This is a genomic window from Salinactinospora qingdaonensis, from assembly GCF_039539445.1.
Classification (GTDB): Bacteria; Actinomycetota; Actinomycetes; order Streptosporangiales; family Streptosporangiaceae; genus Salinactinospora; species Salinactinospora qingdaonensis.
The window spans coordinates 409756-429114 of the sequence record NZ_BAABDD010000001.1 but is presented as its reverse complement, the minus strand read 5'-3'; the positions used below and the strand labels follow the sequence as shown (position 1 = coordinate 429114).

Annotated in this window: 16 protein-coding genes; 10 read left to right on the top strand and 6 right to left on the bottom strand. The window is 66.6% G+C overall.

The window, feature by feature from the left end; genetic code table 11:
• Positions 1-72 precede the first annotated feature (72 nt).
• Positions 73-1110 (bottom strand): zinc-dependent alcohol dehydrogenase family protein, encoded by a 1038-nt coding sequence (locus tag ABD848_RS01810; protein WP_425567378.1) that lies wholly within the window; start codon positions 1108-1110, stop codon positions 73-75.
• Positions 1111-1289: 179 nt separating this feature from the next.
• Here ABD848_RS01810 and ABD848_RS01805 point away from each other — a divergent pair, with 179 nt between their 5' ends.
• Positions 1290-1748, top strand: a complete 459-nt coding sequence (locus tag ABD848_RS01805) for an STAS domain-containing protein (RefSeq protein WP_344966553.1) — start codon at positions 1290-1292, stop codon at positions 1746-1748.
• A 130-nt stretch (positions 1749-1878) separates the two neighbouring features.
• Here ABD848_RS01805 and ABD848_RS01800 read toward each other — a convergent pair whose 3' ends face one another.
• From ABD848_RS01800 to ABD848_RS01780, 5 genes are all read right to left on the bottom strand, one after another.
• Positions 1879-2718, bottom strand: coding sequence for a carbohydrate ABC transporter permease (locus ABD848_RS01800; protein ID WP_344966551.1), 840 nt, complete (start codon positions 2716-2718; stop codon positions 1879-1881).
• A complete protein-coding gene (locus ABD848_RS01795; RefSeq protein WP_344966549.1) occupies positions 2711-3703 on the bottom strand; it encodes a carbohydrate ABC transporter permease in 993 nt (330 codons plus the stop codon). The genes ABD848_RS01800 and ABD848_RS01795 overlap by 8 nt, the downstream gene beginning before the upstream one ends.
• A gap of 54 nt (positions 3704-3757) precedes the next feature.
• Positions 3758-5101 (bottom strand): ABC transporter substrate-binding protein, encoded by a 1344-nt coding sequence (locus ABD848_RS01790; protein ID WP_344966547.1) that lies wholly within the window; start codon positions 5099-5101, stop codon positions 3758-3760.
• 234 nt (positions 5102-5335) lie between these two features.
• Entirely contained in the window at positions 5336-6316 is a 981-nt protein-coding gene (locus ABD848_RS01785) for a LacI family DNA-binding transcriptional regulator (RefSeq protein ID WP_344966545.1), read from the bottom strand.
• A 1341-nt stretch (positions 6317-7657) separates the two neighbouring features.
• Positions 7658-8050, bottom strand: coding sequence for a PPOX class F420-dependent oxidoreductase (locus tag ABD848_RS01780; RefSeq protein ID WP_344966543.1), 393 nt, complete (start codon positions 8048-8050; stop codon positions 7658-7660).
• Positions 8051-8251: 201 nt separating this feature from the next.
• Between ABD848_RS01780 and hrpA the strand changes: the two genes are divergently transcribed.
• The 9 genes from hrpA to ABD848_RS01735 all read left to right on the top strand — a co-directional run bounded on the left by hrpA (position 8252) and on the right by ABD848_RS01735 (position 19188).
• Positions 8252-12220: an ATP-dependent RNA helicase HrpA gene (gene hrpA / locus ABD848_RS01775; protein ID WP_344966541.1), complete on the top strand. Its 3969-nt coding sequence runs from the start codon at positions 8252-8254 to the stop codon at positions 12218-12220.
• Between the two features lie 692 nt (positions 12221-12912).
• Entirely contained in the window at positions 12913-14169 is a 1257-nt protein-coding gene (locus ABD848_RS01770; RefSeq protein ID WP_344966539.1) for a sensor histidine kinase, read from the top strand.
• A gap of 133 nt (positions 14170-14302) precedes the next feature.
• Entirely contained in the window at positions 14303-14728 is a 426-nt protein-coding gene (locus tag ABD848_RS01765; protein WP_344966538.1) for a roadblock/LC7 domain-containing protein, read from the top strand.
• 134 nt (positions 14729-14862) lie between these two features.
• Complete coding sequence (locus ABD848_RS01760) at positions 14863-15141, top strand: DUF742 domain-containing protein (protein ID WP_344966536.1); 279 nt, start codon at positions 14863-14865, stop codon at positions 15139-15141.
• A gap of 13 nt (positions 15142-15154) precedes the next feature.
• Positions 15155-15715, top strand: coding sequence for a GTP-binding protein (locus ABD848_RS01755; protein WP_344966534.1), 561 nt, complete (start codon positions 15155-15157; stop codon positions 15713-15715).
• A 187-nt stretch (positions 15716-15902) separates the two neighbouring features.
• Complete coding sequence (locus ABD848_RS01750; RefSeq protein WP_344966532.1) at positions 15903-16997, top strand: lactonase family protein; 1095 nt, start codon at positions 15903-15905, stop codon at positions 16995-16997.
• 204 nt (positions 16998-17201) lie between these two features.
• Complete coding sequence (locus ABD848_RS01745) at positions 17202-17828, top strand: biotin transporter BioY (RefSeq protein ID WP_344966530.1); 627 nt, start codon at positions 17202-17204, stop codon at positions 17826-17828.
• 53 nt (positions 17829-17881) lie between these two features.
• Positions 17882-18592 (top strand): energy-coupling factor ABC transporter ATP-binding protein, encoded by a 711-nt coding sequence (locus ABD848_RS01740; protein WP_344966528.1) that lies wholly within the window; start codon positions 17882-17884, stop codon positions 18590-18592.
• Positions 18589-19188: an energy-coupling factor transporter transmembrane component T family protein gene (locus tag ABD848_RS01735; RefSeq protein ID WP_344966526.1), complete on the top strand. Its 600-nt coding sequence runs from the start codon at positions 18589-18591 to the stop codon at positions 19186-19188. Before ABD848_RS01740 ends, ABD848_RS01735 begins: the two co-directional genes overlap by 4 nt.
• Positions 19189-19359 lie beyond the last annotated feature (171 nt).

Genomic DNA, 19359 nt, shown 5'->3' with positions numbered 1-19359 from the left:
GCTGCCCGCGCCTGACCTTCGCCGCCCCGTACTCACCCGCTGGTGGGGGACACGTCCTGTGGCCCAGAGCGCCTAGGGGCGGGCCGGCTGGGGCATTTCCAGTACCGCTGCCCCGCTGACCCGGTCGGCAGCCAGATCGGCGAGGGCCTGGTCGGCCCGATCGAAAGCGTAAGGGCTGACCGTCACCTGAACGCCGTACTCGACGGCTAGCGCGAGGAACTCCCGACCGTCAAAACGAGTGTTGGCCGTTACGCTGCGCACTGTGCGCTCGTGAAATATGTGACGCTGATAGTTGAGTTCGGGGATGTCGCTGAGATGGATACCCGCGATCGCCAGCGTCCCCCCGCGGTCCAGCGCGCGCAGCGCCACCGGTACCAGCGTGCCCACCGGTGCGAACAGGATCGCGGCGTCCAGAGCCTCGGGAGGAGCGTCATAGGCCCCCGTTGCCGAGGCGCACCCCAGCTCACGGGCGAGTTCCCGAGCCTGCTGCGAGCGTGTCATCACATGAACCGTCGCACCCTGCGCAAGAGCCACCTGCGCGGCGAGGTGCGCCGAAGCGCCGAAGCCGTAGATTCCCAGCGTGCCACCTTGCGGTAGTTCAGCGCGTCGCAGGGCCCGATACCCGATGATCCCGGCGCACAGCAGCGGGGCGAGCGGGCCGGCCGGGCCGCTCTCGGGCAGCGGGTAGACATAGTCCTCGTAGGCGGTCAGGTACTCGGCGAAACCGCCGTCGGTGTCCCATCCCGTGTAGGTCGATGACGGGCACAGGTTCTCCGCGCCTCGCTGACAGTACCGGCAGTGGCCGCAGGTAGAGCGGAGCCAGGCCACCCCCACCCGCGCCTGCTCCTCGAAAGCCGTGGCGTCTGGGCCGCTGGTGACGATGCGGCCGACCACCTCGTGGCCGGGAACCGTCCCCGGCCATCGCGGCGCCAGATCGCCTTCGGCCAGGTGGAGATCCGTCCGGCACACCGCGCACGTCTCCACACGGATCAGCACCTCACCGGGGCCCGGCTTGGGAACCGGGCGCCGTACCATGCGCAGCGGCCGTTCCGCGATCGGCGCTGGGCGTTCGACAATCCACGCGCTCATCTGCTCGGGAATCGCGCTCACACTCCCCACCTCACCACATCATCCCCGGTCGTTCCAGGGGCTCCAGGGCGGATACGGCGCATGGGGCCAGGTGTGGCCACCGTCGGGGCCAACGTCGAACCACGTTGGGACTTTAGCCTCTCACCTGGGGGGATGTGGTACGGCACTGTGAGAGTGCGAATCGAGGAGGGCGAACCCAGATGGCATTGCTATCCCAGACCACGGTCTACGCCTGCTCCTGCGGCGGTCAGGGGGCGGCGGGGCCGTTGTACGTCCTCGTGGTGGACGCGGCACCCGAACCCCCGTATGTCCACGTCACGGGCGAACTGGATCTGGCGACAGCCGACGAACTCGCCGATGAGCTGATCGGCGTCATCGAGCGGCACGGCCCCGACACCGTCGTCGACCTCTCCGGAGTCACCTTCTGCGACGCCCGAGGTCTTGCCGCCTTGGTCAGAGTGGCCAACCACGCTGAGAACGCGGGGGGCCGGCTTGTGATCGCTTCCCTCTCACCCTGCGTGGCGCGGTTGCTCAGACTCACGGGCCTGGCTTGGCGCTTCACCCAAGGGCGGGAGCGCTCCGTCACCGGTCTGCCGCCCCAGCGTGGTTTGCCCATGCCCGAGGAGCGCAACCGGCCTGGTGCCGGCAGTCGGGACTGACGGTCTACGAGGCGCCGTACTGTGCCGGCCGCGGCCCATCCCGTGCGCGTGGCTGCGGCCAGGGCGCTGCGGCGTGCCGTTCCGCGGTGCCAGCGGGGATCAGCCAGCCCCGCCGACACCGCGGGCGGCGTCACTTGACGGAACCGGCCGACAGACCGGAGACGATGTGACGCTGCACCAGCACGAACGCGACGATGACCGGGAGCGAGATGGTCAGCGAGGCCGCCATCAGCTCGTTCCACATCACGTCGACCTGGCTGCGGTAGAGCTTCAGACCGATCGAGAGGGTGCGGGTCTCGGTGTCGGTGAGCACCGAGGCGAACAGCACCTCTCCCCAAGCGGTGATGAACGCGAACACCCCGACGGCGAGCAGGCCTGGACGGGCGACCGGCAGGATCACCCGCACCAGTGCTCCGACCCGGCTGGTGCCGTCGATCATCGCGGCTTCCTCCAGCTCCTTGGGGATGGCGCTGAGGTAGCCCGACAGCATCCAGATCGAGAATGGCAGGGCGAACGTCAGGTAGGTGATGATCAGCCCGAGGTAGGACCCGGTGAACTGGATACCGAGGATATCTTCGAGCTGCACGAAGATCAGAAACAGCGGCAGCAGGAACAGGATGCCGGGAAACATCTGCGTCGACAGCACCGTCATACTGAAGACGCGCTCGCCGCGGAACCGCATCCGGGCGAGTGGGTAGGCAGCCAGCACCGCGAAGATCAACGCGAAGAACGTCGCTGTCAGGGTGACGAAGAGGCTGTTGCCCAGGTAACGCGCCAGGGGAATAGTCGACCACATGTCGATGTAGGGCGCGAAGGTGATTTCCTCAGGGACCCACAGGAACCTTCCGCGCACGTCCGCCAACGGCTTGATCGAGGTCAGCACGAGGACGTACAGCGGCATGAGGGTGAACAGGGTCAAAAAGATCAGCGTGAGCCGGCGGAACCACCGGAAACCGGTTGTCTCAGTCATTGGCACGTCCCTTGGGCAGGACCATCCGGATGTAGATCGCCGAAGCGACGAGTAGAACCAGGAGCAGCAGCACGCTCATGGCGGCCCCCAGCCCGAAGTTCCACTTGACGAAGGAATGTTCGTAGATGAGGGGGGAGATCAACCGTGCGCTCTCTGGCGAGGTATCACCGAACAGCAGGTACGGGATATTGAACTCGTTGAAACTCCACAATCCCATGACCAGGAGCACGATGGCGTTGGCCGGTCGCACCATGGGCAAGGTGATGCTGGTGAACTGTTTCCACGTCGAGGCACCGTCGATGGCGGCGGCTTCGTACATGTCTCCCGGGATGCTTTGCAACGCGGCGAGCAGCATCAGGAATGCGAACGGCCACAGCCGCCACACCGACACGATCACGAGGACCCAGAAGGAGTTCTCGCCGATCAGCCAGAAGGGCCGGTCGTCCAGTAGTCCCAGGTCTTCGACGATCAACCGGTTGATCATGCCGTCGCGCTGGTTGAACATGAAGGCCCAGATAATGGCGGCCACATAGACCGGGAGCGCGTAGGGCACCAGGAACAAGGTGCGCAGGATGCCCCGCCCTCGGAAATTGGTGTTCAGCGCGACCGCGGCTGCGATCCCCAGAACCCACGACAGTCCAACTGCCAGGGTGGTGTAGACCGCGGTACGGAAGAGGCTTTCGAACAGGGCGCTGCCGATGGGACCGCTGGGGTCGAGCCCTTGGGCGAAGTTGTCCAGCCCAACGAACGGGGCTGTGGTCCATCGGCGGATGGTGAGCTGCGTCAGGGAGATGAACGCGATGTAGATCCCCAAAATCATGGGGATGATGTGGATGAGCAGCTCCATCACTGCCGCGGGCAGCACCATCCCGTAGGGGAGGAAAGAGTCGCGACGCCGGCGCCGTTTGGGCACGGCGTCATCATCGGGTGCGGCAGGTGGGGCCGCTATATCCGCTCTGGGCGGCGGTTTTTGGGTGGTCGACATCAAAGCCTCCATAGGAAGGCCGCCCCGCCAGTGGGCGGGGCGGCCGGGGAGTACCTAGTTCGCTGCGGGCATCTGAGACTCGGCCTCCTCCAGAACGGAGCGGACCGCGTCCTCATCGATTTCCGTGCCGGTGGCGGCGTCTGCGAACAGGGCGGCGATCTGCCCGCCCAGCGTCGTCTCCATCTCACCCACCTGCGGGATCAGCGGCATCGGCGCGGCGTGCTCGCTGAGGATCGTCTGGAAGGTCTGCATGGAGTCGGTCTGGAACGCCTCGTCCTCGTAGGCATCGTTGGCGATGGGCAGCGTCTGGAACTCCTGGGCCAGGTAGGTCTGCTCCTCGGCACTGGTCAGGTGCTCGACGAGTTGCAGCGCGCCCTCCTGGTTGTCGGTGTTGTTGAAGACGCTGATGTTGATGCCGGCGGCGTGGCTCTGGATCGGCTCGCCGGGCAGCGGGTCGAACATCGGGACCTGGGCGATCTCGTAGTCCTCGAAACCGCGCGAGGCCAGGGTGGTCCGCGAGCTGCCCTGGGTGATGATCATGGCAGCTTTGCCGTCGGCGAACTGGCTGACCGACTGCGTGCCGTCGGTGTATTCGGCGTTGCTGGGCGAGACGATCTCGTGCTCGGTCATCAGCTCAACCCAGTGCTGCACGGCCGTGACCTGCGGGTCGGAAGCGAAGGTCGGGCCGTCGTCCCAGAGTTGACCCCCCTGCTGCTGGCCCAGAACAAAGGCCATGTGCGAGTTCTGCCGCTCGCTGCCGGCCTCCATCGTGAAGCCCCACTGGTCGATCTCGCCGTCGTCGTCGGTGTCCTTGGTCAGCTCCTGGCCGACCTCGATGAACTCCTCCCACGTCGAGGGAGGCTCCTCGATGCCGGCCTCCTCGAACAGGGTGGGATTGTAGAGCAGCGCGTAGGACAGGCCGTAGAGCGGGACCGAGGTCGGGGCCTCACCCGGGACACCGCCTGTGGCGTAGCTGCTTTGCAGGAACTTGTCCTGACCGCCGACGGCCTCCAGGGCGTCGCCCTCGAACGGCACGAACGCGCCGGTTTCCTGGAGGCTGGGCGCCCAGGTGTTGCCGATGTTCAGGACGTCGGGAGAGTCGCCGCTGCTCACCGCGGTAAGGATGCGGTTGTACAGCTCGCCCCACGGGATCACCTCGAGTTCGACCTCAATGCCGGTCTCCTCGGTGAAGCGGTCCAGTGAGGGCGTGAGGACCTCCTCGTCCTCCGCGATGCTCGCCGCCTGGTTACTGGCCCAGTAGGTGAGCGTCTGCTGCCCCTCGTCGCCGCCGCCGGAGTCACCGCCGTCGGAGGAGCCGCCGCAGGCGGTCAGCGCCGCGGCGAGTCCAAAGGCGGTGCAGGCGGACAGTGCTGCTTTGGCGGGGATCTTCACGACCATCTCCCGTTTCTCGTTGTGGTCATGTGAGCCTGCCGTCTTCTTCGTCGATGACAGGAACGATTAACTTGGCCATAAGGCCGTGACAAGCCGTTTCGCGCGATGGCTGTACTTCGTGGGGCTGATCGCGCGACGGACCCAGAGATCGTCTGGTGTCCGCCGCCCGACTACTAAACCGGTTTACCGCGAGAGTGTAGGAGAAATCTCTCAAGATCAGGAGAGGGATTTACGCAGTCGTTACTCGGTGGACTCTCGCACACGGAGTTCGGCTGTTAGGACGGTGGACGCTGGAGCCTCCTGACCTTTGAGCATGTCCAGGAGAATCCGGGCCGCCGAACTTCCCAACGCACGGTGCCTGCTGCGGATCGTCGTCAGCGGAGGCGACGTGAAGGAAGCCAAGGCTATGTCATCAAACCCTGCCACAGCCACATCGGCTGGGATCGCCAGTCCCGAGTCCGACAGCGCCGAGTAGCCGCCGATGGCCATCAGGTCGCTGCCATAAAAGATTGCTGTTGGACGTTCTGGCAGGTCAAGTAGGCGCTGAGTGGCCTTGGCGCCGCCGGCGATCGTGTAGAAGCCATGTTCCACCGGCCCCGGCTCCACCCCAAGATCGCGCAGCGCTTTCTCCCAATGTCGGCGGCGCTGCAATGCGTGCAGCATGTAGGGATCGCCCTGCACGTGGGCCACGTGGCGGTGGCCAGCGTCAAAGAACCGTTGCACCAGCGTCCGGATCGCGTCTTCGGCGTCGTAGGTGATGGTGGGAAAGTCGGAATAACCGCTTGGAGCACCGACCACCACGGCCGGAGCGCCCATCCGGCTGAGCATCTCGCAGCGGTCATCGTTGACCCGCGGGTCGGTGATCAGGAACCCATCGACGAAACGGTCGTTGAACAGCCGTTCGTAGGTCGTGGCCTCGGTGCGGGCATCGGGCACGAACCGGATCACCGTCGCGTGTTCCTCGCCTGAAAGTACCGATTCGATACCGGAGAGGAACGAGGCAAAGAATGCGTCAAAGTCGAGGACATCGGGGGAGCGGCGGACCACGAGCCCGATCGTGCCCAGCGGCTTACCGTTGAGCGCCCGAGCGGCATAACTCGGGCTCCAGCCCAAGTCCACCGCTGCCTGGCGGATACGCTCCCTGGTCTCCGGGCTCACCCCGGTGCCACTGTTCAGAGCCCGCGACACCGCGCCCTTGGTCACCCCAGCGCGACTTGCCACGTCGCTGATGGTGGGGCGCTTGCGTCCCGTTCTCCCTGCGGTCATCGGCCTCGCGACGCGGACCCACCGCCCTTAGGCGAGGGCAAGCGCCGCACCTCCTCACAAAAACTAGAGGATCTGTCGTTCCTCAACGGGGTGTCCCTCCGTCACGGTGAGTCCTGTGGTGTCCGCGGATGGCGTTACGCAACCTGGTTGCCCAACGCCATCGGGTTGTGGTCCCCGGCGCGGCACGCGCCCACGGACCCGGGAGAGTACACCCACTCCATCTTCACGTTGTGCGGCGGCCGGCTCACAAGACGCTGCTGCCGCTGCGCGGCGTGCGCAGACATTACCCGCCGCCTTGCGGGGCCCTACCGAGCTCACCGGCTCTCTCGCCGAGGCCGACCTTCGAGTGTGCGGCAGGTCACGCTCGTCGAGTGCCCGCGGGCCACCTCCACGGCAGTGACACCACCCCCGCTGTCACCATTGTCTCCACCGCGCCAGAGCGAAGATAAGTTCCTTGCTGAGCTGGTATCAGACCGCAACGCAAGACCTCCGAGAGGGAACGGCAGGGGGACAGTCAGGTCGGGGCGGACGGCCGTGGTCTCTCCCCACACGGGAGAAGCCCCCAAGAAGACAGATGGTAGTCCGCCGCTGGCTCTTCTCCGGTAGTCGGGAGCGGCCACCCTCACGGCCGGCCCTTCCGGTGGCCGTTTCCGTCGTCGCAGGCGGTCATTTCCCAGCCGCGCTCCGGTTCAGCCTGAGAGGCGACTGCCAGACGCTACGGCACTGGAGGAGGGGGAGACCATGCGGATGTTCCATGCAGGGTTCCGGAGGGAAATGTCCCGGCTATGCCCGCTCGGTATGTGGTAGCCGCGGGGTGCCAAGCGGCCGGCCCTTCCGGTGGCCGACCCGCCCCAACGGCTTCCCCGCGCCGCAGGGGCCACCATCGCCGCACAGTCCCCACCGGATCCGACAGCGGCTCCCGTTGCGGCGCCTGCGACGAGACAACGCACCAAGCCTTCACCGGCGCTAGCGCCCACAAGGCCACGGCGCTGCCGTACCAGGCCTGTCCGGGGCTGGAGTAATGGGTGCTTTTCGGGCTTTCTCGCTCGTCTGCCCCCAGACGACGGTTCCCCAGGCAACCGCCCGAGCCACGCGCTGCCGTCAGCGACCTATGTCGACCTACTTCGGGTACGGCGAGCTCAGCGGCTCCGCACAGGTGCGGGTCTCCTCCTACGGTGGCCTCTCAGGGGCGCGGCGTCGTCTAACCGTTGCCTGGACGCCGCGCCACAGCAGAGCCAGGTGTTCTCCCGACGCTGCTACGAGGCCGCCTGCGCTCTCCTTGAATCCGTCGCCGGCTCACTGCTTGGTGACGTGCTCTGGGCGTACGAACAGCACGACCCGCCGCTCGTCGGGCGAGGCCCAGGGGTAGACCTCCTCATCGATGTACTTCTTGGCCATCTTGTTGATGAAAGCGTTGTCGGTGTCGTCCTCGATTTTTTCGACCCTGCCCCGGATCTCCAGGTAGCGGTAGGGGTTGTCGGGGTCGTGCGCCGACAACGCGATCCGGCTGTCACGCTGGATGTTGCGGTACTTCTGCCGGGCCGGTGTCTGGCTGAACTTCACGAACTCGCCATCCCAGTCGACCCACACCGGATTCGACTGCGGCTCGCCGTTGGGGCCGATCGTGCTCACGTGAGCGAAGATGAGCTTGTTGAGAATGTCCTCGCGGTCCTGCGGAATGACAGACATGGCGGCCCTTTCCTCAACTGTGCGTCCTCGGCTCACCGGCGACTCTCGCACCTTCACCGCAGGTCGCCGGCCGTCTCACCCCCTGGCTACCCGCCTGAAGCCGCCGAACACGCGCCATTTTCGACCGGCGCTCGCCGCGGCGGGGCCGCTCACCCGCCCCCAGAAAAATCGGTTGCCCATCCGCTTATCCTTAGTAGCTGTATGGGAATCCCACATGCGACGTCCTCCCCCTTCACCGAACTCCGCGATCGCCTTCCTGAGCTGATGCCGCGCGACCGGCACCGGCTCCGTCGGCGTATCGACGGAGCGCACAAGGTCCGCAACGCTGCCAAGCGCGAGGCCATCGCCACCGAGATCGCCGCCGAGATCGATAAGGCTCACGTGCGGCTACAGCGTCGCCGGGACGCCGCACCCCCGATCAGTTACCCCGCCTCGCTGCCGGTCAGCCAGCGTAAGGACGACATCGCCGCGGCTGTGCGCGATCACCAGGTGGTGATCGTGGCCGGTGAGACCGGTTCGGGAAAGACCACCCAGCTTCCCAAAATCTGTCTCGAGCTGGGCCGGGGGATTTTGGGCACGGTCGGTCACACCCAGCCTCGACGACTGGCCGCACGTACGGTGGCCGAGCGCATCGCCGAGGAGCTCGACACGCCGCTAGGCGAGGCCGTCGGCTACAAGGTGCGCTTCACCGACCACTCCTCCGACGACACGCTCGTCAAACTCATGACCGACGGCATCTTGCTCGCCGAGATGCAGCAGGACCGGATGCTGCGCGACTACGACACCCTGATCATCGACGAGGCCCACGAGCGCAGTCTCAACATCGACTTCCTGCTCGGCTACATCAAGCGGCTCCTGCCCAAACGCCCCGACCTCAAGGTCATCATCACCTCTGCCACCATCGACCCTGAGCGGTTCTCCCGCCACTTCGGTGACGCGCCGATCGTGGAGGTCTCGGGCCGCACCTACCCGGTGGAAGTCCGTTACCGGCCCCTCGCCCCCGAGCCAGGCGACACCGGCGACACCGAAGAGGAGGACGACGGTGGCAAGGCACAACCCCAAGCCTCCCCTGAACGGGACCAGACCCAGGCCATCTGCGAGGCCGTCGACGAACTCAGCGCCGAAGGCCCCGGCGATATCCTGGTCTTCCTCAGCGGCGAGCGTGAAATCCGTGACACTGCCGATGCGCTGGAGAAACACCTGGGCACCGGTGATCACGCCCCTGAAGTGCTGCCCCTGTTCGCCCGGCTTTCCGCAGCCGAGCAGCATCGCGTCTTCCAGCCCCACCGCGGGCGCCGTATCGTCCTGGCCACCAACGTGGCCGAGACGTCGCTGACCGTTCCCGGTATCAAGTACGTCGTCGACCCGGGCACGGCCCGGATCTCGCGCTACAGCCACCGCACCAAGGTGCAGCGCCTGCCCATCGAACCCATCTCGCAGGCATCGGCCAACCAGCGCAAGGGGCGCTGCGGACGGGTCTCGGAAGGTGTGTGCATCCGGCTCTACTCCGAGGCCGACTTCCTGGCGCGTCCGGAATTCACCGATCCCGAGATCCTGCGCACCAACCTGGCCTCGGTCATTTTGCAGATGGCTGCGCTGGGGCTGGGCGACGTCGCCGCCTTCCCCTTCGTCGACGGTCCCGACCGTCGACAGATCAAAGACGGCGTGCAGTTGCTGCGCGAGCTCGGCGCTCTCAACCCCGACGAGACCGACGAGCGCAAACGCCTCCCGCCGATCGGGAACAAGCTCGCCCAGTTGCCCGTCGACCCGCGGCTGGGCCGCATGGTGCTGGAAGCCGAAACCAACGGCTGTGTACGCGAGGTCATGATCATCGCCGCCGCGCTGTCCATCCAGGACCCGCGCGAGCGCCCCGTGGAACACCAGCAGGCGGCAACAGAGAAGCATGCCCGGTTCGTCGAGAAGGACTCCGACTTCCTGTCCTATCTCAACCTGTGGTCCTACCTACAGGAGCAGCAGCGAGCCCTTTCAGGCAATCAGTTCCGCAAGCTGTGCAAGAGCGAATTCCTGAACTACCTGCGGGTGCGCGAGTGGCAGGACATCTACAGCCAGCTCAAGCAGGTGGCCAAGAGCCTGGGGATCACGCTCAACACCGCCACCCCCGACCCTCGCGGCATCCACACCGCGCTGCTCTCCGGCCTGCTGTCCCACATCGGCCTCAAAGACCCCGAGAAGCACGAATACCTGGGCGCGCGCGGCGCCCGGTTCGCGATCTTTCCCGGCTCGTCGTTGTTCAAGAAACAGCCGCGCTGGGTGATGGCCGCCGAGCTGGTCGAGACCTCGCGGCTGTGGGGGCGCATCGTGGCGCGCATCGAGCCGGAATGGGCCGAACACCTCGCCCAACACCTGGTGAAGCGCTCCTACAGCGAACCGCACTGGGAGCGTGACGCCGGCGCCGTCATGGCCTACGAGAAGGTCACCCTCTACGGGGTGCCCATCGTTGCCCAGCGCAAAGTCAACTACGGCAGCATCGACCCCGAGCTGTCGCGCGAGCTGTTCATCCGCCACGCCCTCGTCGAGGGAGACTGGCGGACCCACCACAAATTCTTCCACGCCAACCGGCAACTGTTGGAGGAGGTGGCCGACCTTGAGCACCGTGCCCGGCGCCGCGACATCCTCGTTGACGACGAGGCGCTCTTCGCCTTCTACGACGAGCGCGTCGGCGCTGAGGTCGTCTCGGCCCGCCACTTCGACTCGTGGTGGAAACGAGTCCGCTCCCGTCAGCCCGATCTGCTCAACTTCGAAAAGTCGATGCTCATCAACGAGCAGGCCGAGCAGGTCACCGAGAGCGACTACCCCAACCAGTGGCGCCAAGGCGAGCTGACCTTCCCTCTCACCTACCAGTTTGAACCCGGTACCGAGGCCGATGGCGTGACGGTCCACATTCCCGTAGCCGTGCTCAACCAGGTCAGCCCGGAGGGCTTCGACTGGCAGATCCCGGGCCTGCGTGAAGAGCTCGTCACCGCCCTCATCAGATCGCTGCCGAAACGAGTGCGCACCGCCTTCGTGCCCGTACCCGACCACGCTCGCCAGGTCCTGGGCCGTATCACCCCTGGCACGGAGCCACTGCTCGACGCGCTCAGTCGCGAACTCGGCCACATGGGCGGCGTCCGCATTGCGCGCGAGGACTGGCAGGTGGCCAAAGTCCCCGACCATCTGCGCATGACCTTCCGGGCCGTCGACGACGCCGGAACAACGCTAGCCGAGGACAAGGACCTCGACGCGCTCAAACGCAAGCTCAAACCCCGCCTGCGCGAGGCGATCTCGGCTGAGGCCGCCGGCATCGAAAGAGACGGGCTGACCTCGTGGGATTTCGGCCATCTGGAACAGACCTTCCAGCGTCCGGCCGCCGGCAACGCCGTCAAGGGCTACCCGGCGTTGATCGACGAGGGCGACAGCGTAGCCGTGCGCATCCTCGACACCGAAGCCGAGCAGCGCCGCGCCATGTGGCAGGGCACCCGCCGGCTCCTGCTGCTGAGCATCCCCTCGCCGGTGGCCGCCGTCCAGCGCGGGCTGCGCAACCCTGACAAGCTCGCCTTGGGCAGCAACCCTCACGGCAGTGTCGACAAACTCCTCGACGACTGTCTGACGTGCGCTGCCGACAAGCTCATGGCCCAGGCGGGCGCTCCTGTCTGGGACGGCGAGGCTTTCGCCAAGCTCCGCGACGCCGTCCGCGCCGACCTTGGTGACACCCTCGCCGACATCGTCGCCGTCGTGGTACGCATCTTGGCTGCCGGCCACGAAACCGAGCGCGCCCTCAAAGGCACGACCAGTCTGACGGTCCTGCCATCCCTCACCGATATCCAGGGACAGCTTTCCACCCTGCTCGCCCCCGGTTTCGTCACCGCTACCGGCGCCGAGCGCCTTGCGCACCTGCCGCGCTACCTCAACGCCATCCAGCGTCGGCTGGCCAAGCTCCCCGAGAACCCGCGCCGCGACCAGGTCGAGATGGCCAGAGTCCACCGTATGAGTCAGGACTACGACGCGCTGTGCGCCACCCTGCCGCCCGGGCGCCGCGACGATGCCGACGTCGTGGCCGTCCGGTGGATGCTGGAAGAGTTTCGGGTCAGTTGCTTCGCCCAGGAGCTGGGGACCGCTTACCCCGTTTCCGAGAAGCGTATCCGGAAAGCGATCGAGCAGATCAAGAGCTGAGCCCCCTTTTCGCTATACCCTTTCTGACCAGCATTTTTCTTCTTCTTAGTTGGGAGTTCGGCGCTCCTCAACCGGTTGTTTCGCGATGACCGTGCGGCCCAGCGCACCGTATACCTCCTTGCGCCCCGTAGCGGAAGGGGAGTTGGGCCGTGATGAATATTGCTCTCCAAATCGGTGAACTTATCCGCGCGCGGCCAGCGGATAAGGCTAATGTCCTGGTCATTGGTTCCGTTTCCATGGCGGTGGGCCGGGGGCGCCACGGCCAACAGTGCAGCTCACAGCTATAACTGCTGTATACAGCGTTTTCGTTTTGGTCGAAGGGGGGTGCGCCATCGCTCTTTCTGCTAAAGTTCGTGTCGATTCGTTGGCGTTTGGCTGTCTTGACGACGGTTTTGTGACAATCAGCCCGCCTTACCCCTAGGTCACTGGCATGATTGTCATGGCAAGCCATCGACGCGGCCGCATCAGGTACGACTCGCAGCGCGACCAGCCGGGCACACCCGTGCACCCGCGAAGCGAGTCACATCGTGCGTTGCCCGGCCGCGCATGTCCCTGTGCGCTGTGGCCGGGTCAGATCCCGTGCCACGCGCGGGACTCGCCCTTCTTGGTGAAGTCGTTCCGACTTGAGGAGATCCGCTGTGGCGCAGGCGCCATCATCGGCCAATCGTGCTGACCATCCACTGGAGCACATGATGACCACAGAAAATGTGACTGCGCCCACCGGTGGCCGGTTGCGCCGGGTACTGGAGTGGATGGGGCTCACCCGTCCGCGTCAGGATCCGTCCCCCTCGCCGGCTCCGGTTCCTCCGCAGCAGGAGGAGCCGGTCGCCGAGGACCCGGCTCCGGCCGGCGCAGCGCCCACGGTCACGGCTGAGGCCACTCGAAACCAGGTGAGAGAGCAGGATCTTCTCACCGTCACACTGGCCAACATGGCCATGCGCGACCTCACCATGGTGGAGTCGCTGCTCGACATCGTCGAACAGTTGGAGGGCGAAACCGAAGACCCTACCCTGCTGGAACAGCTCTTCCGCATTGACAACCTCGCCACCCGCATGAGACGCAACGGCGAGAACCTGCTGGTCCTCGCGGGTCAGGACACCGGAGACCCCTCCATGGAGCCGGTGCCAATGCTGGATGTGGCGCGGGCGGCGATCTCGGAGATCACCGACTACGAGCGAATCCAGGTCGGCCACCTCCCGGAGAAGGCACTCGCCGGCGCAGTCGTCGACGACGTCAGCCACCTCCTCGCCGAACTCTTGGACAATGCCACCGCCAAATCCCCCGACCACGCTCAAGTGGTTGTCAGCGCCCAGCCCATGAGTGGCGAGCGCCTGTTGATCACGGTCGAGGACGAGGGGATCGGTATTCCCAAGCCGCAGATCGACCAGCTCAATGCCAGGCTCTCCGGCACCCCCGTGCTTGACGACCAGGTAGTCCGCCACATGGGGCTCTACGTGGTCAGTCGGATCGCCCACCGCCATGGCCTTGAGGTCCAACTTGAGCCGCGAGCCTTCCGGGGCACCAGCGCCCACGTCGTCATCCCTGCCCGCTTGCTCAGCGACTCCGTAGCCCCAGCAGCGCCAGCGGACCCCCCAGCGCAGCCGGAGGCCCGGCCGGCACCGAAGGCCTCGGCTCCCCGAACCGAGAAAGCCCCGACGACTCGATCGGCTCCCAGCACCGTGCCCAGTTCGCAGCCCTCCCGCCCGTCATCCAGCCCCGCTTCCCCCACTGCGGAGTCCTCGGCCGATGGCTCCGCTGCCTCGGTCACCTCTGCGGGGCTGCCTCGACGAAGCGCCAACCGCAGCAACTCGCCGATGCAGGCATTTGAATCCCCTGACGACGAGGGGAGAGAGGAGCCACAGGACGCTGAGAGTAAAGCCGAACGTATCCGTTCCGACCTCGACGGCTTCCTTTCAGGCGAGCGCGAGGCGACGAGCGACGACGACTAGCCGGGTGAGCCCGCAAGAGCACACATGTGCCCGGCTCCGCCGCGGCGCCGGGCTGCCGGCATCATCCGGAGTGGCCAACGTCTGGTCGGCTTAGCCAGCCGTGACCCAAGATCTAACGAGAAGCTGGATTAACATGACCAACCGGTTGAGTGAGAGTGCGGAGAACTTCGCCTGGCTCATCTCCAACTTCGTCGACGAGGTGCCCGGCGCCGAACACGCCGTTGTCGTCTCCGCCGACGGCTTGCTTCTGACTGCCTCGCGCGATTTTCCCGAAGAGGCTGCCGAGCAACTCAGCGCGATCGCCAGTGGATTGCAAAGCCTGGCTGAAGGCGGCGCGAAGCTGTTCGCCAAAGGCGAGTGCGAACAGCTCATCGTCCGCATGCGCCATGGCCATCTGTTCGTCATGTCGATCAGCGACGGATCCTGCCTCGCGGTGCTTTCGTCCAATGATGCCGACATGAAGATCGTCGCTTACCAGATGACGCTGCTGGTAGAAAATGCCGGGCACGTCCTCACGCCGCAGTTGCGTTCCGAACTGCGTGAGGTTATCGCACGCTGATCCGGTAGCTCTGGCAAGCCGGAGCTGTGACTGACGAAGAGGTTGCAACTGCAATGAGCTACCGCAGAAAGCGGCGTTCTCGTATCCGTCCGTACACCTTTACGGGCGGGCGGACACGATCGCGTCATCCGCTGATGGTGCAGACGCTGGTATCCACGGCTGATCCAGCGGCCCAGCCGCCCCGAAATCTCATGCCCGAGTCCGAACGCATCCTGAGTCTGTGTCGGGAGACGCGCTCGGTGGCTGAGATCTCCGCGGAACTGAAGATCCCGTTGGGCGTCACTCAGGTCCTGCTCAGCGACCTGGCCGATCAGGGCCTCGTCTACATCCACCCCACCATCACCGGACACAGTCCGTCGGAAAATCAGGTTCTGGAGAGGGCGCTCCGTGGGCTCGAACGACTCTTCCAATGACACATTCTCGAAGATGTCGACCAAGATCGTCATCGCCGGCGGCTTCGGCGCCGGCAAGACGACCCTGGTCAGGTCCGTCTCCGAAATTGAGCCGGTCACCACAGAGGCGCTCATGACCGACGCGAGCGCCGCACACGACGACATCACCGAAACACCGTCCAAGACCACCACCACCGTGGCCATGGACTTCGGTCGGCTAACCCTGGACCAACAGCTCATCATGTACATGTTCGGAACCCCCGGCCAAGCCCGGTTCTGGTTCATGTGGGATGACCTGGTCCGTGGCGCTGTCGGGGCGGTCATCGTCGCCGACCCGCGCAGGCTGGCCGACTGCTTCGACGCCGTCGACTACTTTGAACAACACAGCCGCATCCCCTACGTCGTGGGGCTGAACAAGTTCGACGGCAACCTCGACTACACACCTGAACAGGTTCGCGAGGCGCTAGAGATCAGCCCCGAGGTCCCGATCCTGCCGTTTGACGCACGCAACCGGCTCGAATCCGGAAACGTGCTCAAGGACTTGTTGACCCACGCTTTGGCCTATGAGAAGAGCGACGCCGAACCCGTGGGATGAGCCAATCGGGGCTGGCCACCAACGGCCCGGGGACACCTACGCCGCTGCCAGTCACCTCGCCGCAAGACGCGCCGGATGTAACTGAAGCGACCGGCCAAGGCCCAGCAAGGCGTAGAGTAACCGAGTGCCCGGACGTCACGACGCCCGGGCACTCGTTCGTGTGCCCTCCCGTCCTTGGGGAGGCCACGTGACCAGGCGCAGCGAAGCTGAGGAATGGATGGCCATGGCGCGACGACTCCTGTGGATCGGCAGCTACACCCCCGACTCCGAACCCGCCGGCGACGGGGCGGGCCTGCAACGGGTGTGGCTTGACCAGCAAACCGGAGAGCTGGCTGACGGTGGTACCGCCGCTGCCGTCAGTGGCCCCTCCTTCCTGGCCTCGCCCGCCCACGGTCGCCTGCTCTATGCTGTCAACGAGAAGGGGGCGGGCGGCCTCACTGGCTTCGCCGTCGACGACCAGGCCCAGGTGCGCCATCTCGCCACCGTTGCCACTGATGGCAAATCCCCCTGCCACGTGCTCGTCCACCCCGAAGGACGACACGCGATCACCGCCAACTACGCCGACGGCGCCGTATCGGTCCACCCGCTCGGCGTCGACGGGGCCCCTGCGGCGCCGGCGCGACTGCTCACCCACACCGGCAGTGGCCCCAACCCCCAGCGACAGGAAGGCCCTCATGCCCACAATGTCGCTATCGCCCCCGGCGGGCACCACCTCCTCGTCGCCGACCTCGGCACCGACGAACTGCGCCGCTACACGTTCGCTCCGCACGCCGTCGACCCCGTGACCGACGCCGGCGTCGCCGCCAAACTGGAACCGGGAACCGGGCCGCGCCACATCGCGGTCCACCCCAGCGGGCACTTGTTCGTCGCCGGCGAGCTCGACTCCCAGGTCCACGTCTTGCGCTGGGACGAGACAGCGGCCACCGCCACTTTTGTGACTGCGCTACCCGCCACGGCCGGCGACGCCGCCACTAATTTCCCCTCCGAAATCGCGCTGGCCAACGGTGGTCGGTTCCTGCACGTGGCCAACCGCGGCGCCGACACCATCGCCACCTTCGGGGTTGGCGACGACGGCGCCACCCTCACCCTGCTCGGCGAGACGCCCACGGGCGGCGCGTGTCCGCGCCACTTCGCCCGGGTCGGCGATCACCTGGTGGTGGCCAATCAGGATTCGGGCACCCTCAACGTGCTCACGGCCGATCCCGCCGCCGGCGGCGTGCCCCGCGACAGCGGTCACCGGTTGGCCGTGCCCAGCGCAGCCTGCGTCCTGCCCGCTCCCTGACGGCACCGCCCCGCTTTCCCCGTCCCAGCCGGCCCACCGACGGCGGCAGGGGTGGTGGTCTGTGTGCCCAGCTCACCGCCCCCGCCGCACCGCCGTACCCCGGCGATGCAGCACAATGACTCCGGTAGAGATGTGTGTGCGGCAGCGGCAAGGGCCGCTGCCGCCTTCCTCCCCGCTGGAACGGGACCCACGGAAGGAATCCTGATGACCGGAGTTCCCGAGCCGCCCCCGCGGCGCTCGCGTGGCCTCACCGCGCGCGACGCCGCGCTCGTCGCACTGTTCGCCGCCCTCATCGCCGCGCTCAGTATGCCGGTGGCGATCCCGGTTGGGCCGGTGCCCATCACCCTGCAAACGCTGGGCATCATGCTCGCCCCCAGCATCCTCGGCGCTAAGCGCGGCGCCCTCGCGGTCGTGACCTTTCTGGCGTTGACCGCGGCCGGGCTGCCGCTGCTGCCCGGCGGGCGCGGCGGGATCGCCCCCTTCTTGGGGCCCACGGCCGGCTACATGATCGGCTGGATTCTGGGCGCTCTCGTCATCGGCGTGCTCGTCGACCGGACGCTGCCCCGCTACCGGTTCTGGCTGGGGACGCTCTACAACCTCATCGGCGGTATCGGGGTCATCTACCTCGTCGGTGTTCCCTGGAGCGCGGTCGTCCTCGGCGACGCTCTGCTCGCCACGCTCGTCAGCGCGACCGTGTTTCTGCCCGGAGACCTGGCTAAAGCTCTCATCGCAGCCGGGATAGCGGCTGGCGTCCACCGTGCCTACCCGGTCCCTCCGGCTGGGCGTCCCCGCGGGAGCGCCACCGACACCGCCGGCGCCCCGCCCCGCTGACCGGGCGGCTTCCACCCGGGGCGCCCCGACGAACGGAAACCATACGCACGCCCATGTTGCAGTTGGACAGTGTCACTCACGCCTACGACGGCCGCACCGTGCTCCGCGACATCAGTGTCGACCTCAGCGAGCACCGCATCGGGCTGATCGGTGCCAACGGCTCCGGAAAGTCCACGCTGGCGCGTACCCTCAACGGTCTTGTGCTGCCCGACTCCGGCCGCGTCCTCGTCGACGGCATCGACACCCGGCGCGCCCCTCGCCGGGTGCGGCGCACGGTGGGGTTCGTCTTCTCCGACGCCGATACACAGATCATCATGCCAACGGTGGCCGAAGACATCGCGCTGGGATTGCGCGGGCGGGGGGTGGCCCGTGCCGATATCGACGCCCGGGTGGCTGAGACCCTGCGGCGCTACGGCTTGGCCGATCACGCCGACCACCCGGCGCACCTGCTGTCGGGCGGGCAGAAGCAACTGCTGGCGCTGGCCGCCGTTTTGGTCACCGAACCCGACATCCTGGTCTGCGACGAGCCCACGACGCTGCTCGACCTGCGCAACACCGAGATGATCACCCGGACGCTGCGTGCGCTGCCGCAGCAGCTCATCCTGCTCACCCACCACCTGGCCACCCTCGCCGACTTCGATCGGGTGCTCGTTATCGACGAGGGGCGTATCGTTTTTGACGGCGCGCCCGCACCCGCTATCGACTTCTACACCGCCCTGATGCGCTCGGCCCCCGCGGGGGAAGCAGCCGGGAGTGCCGAGTGAACACCCTCGGCCTCTATGCGCCCGGCGACACCCCGCTCCACCGACTGCCGGCGGGGGTGAAGCTGGCGACTCTGGCCGTCGCCGTGTTCGCTGTGGTGCTCCTTGGCCAGATCTGGGTAGCGCTCACGGCCTGCTGCCTCGCCGTCGTGCTCTACGCCCTCGGCGGGCTCGCCGTGCCCCACCTGTGGCGCACCGTGCGCCCACTCCTGCCGTTCCTGCTGCTGATCGCCGTTTTTCAGGTGACAACCGCGGGGTGGGAGGTGGCGTTACGAGTCTGCGCGCAACTCACGTTCGCGGTGCTGCTCGCCGGACTGCTCACGCTCACCACCCGGGTCAGCGCCATGCTGGCCCTGTTCGAACGGCTGTTGCGACCACTGCGGTTGGTGGGTGGCGACCCGGAGCGCGCCGCCCTCGTCCTCGCGCTCACAGTGCGCGCCATCCCCATGGTCGCCACCGCCGTGGCCGCCTCCCGCGCGGCCTACACCGCCCGTGGCCTGCGCCGCTCCCCCCACCGAATGGTCGTTCCCGTCATCGTCGGTCTCATTCGCTCCGCTGAGGCCATGGGGGAGGCCATGGTCGCCCGAGGCATCGACTGAGGCCGGCGCCGCCGAATCGGCCGAAGGGTCCAACCGCACCACACGCTCCTCCAGCCGCGCCCGCTCGGCGGCGAAGACCAACATGTGGGAACGTAGCGCGTCAGCTCCGCTGGTGCGCACCAGCCCCGGATCTCCCGCGGCAACAGCCGGCAGGAACGAGGCCAGGAGCCC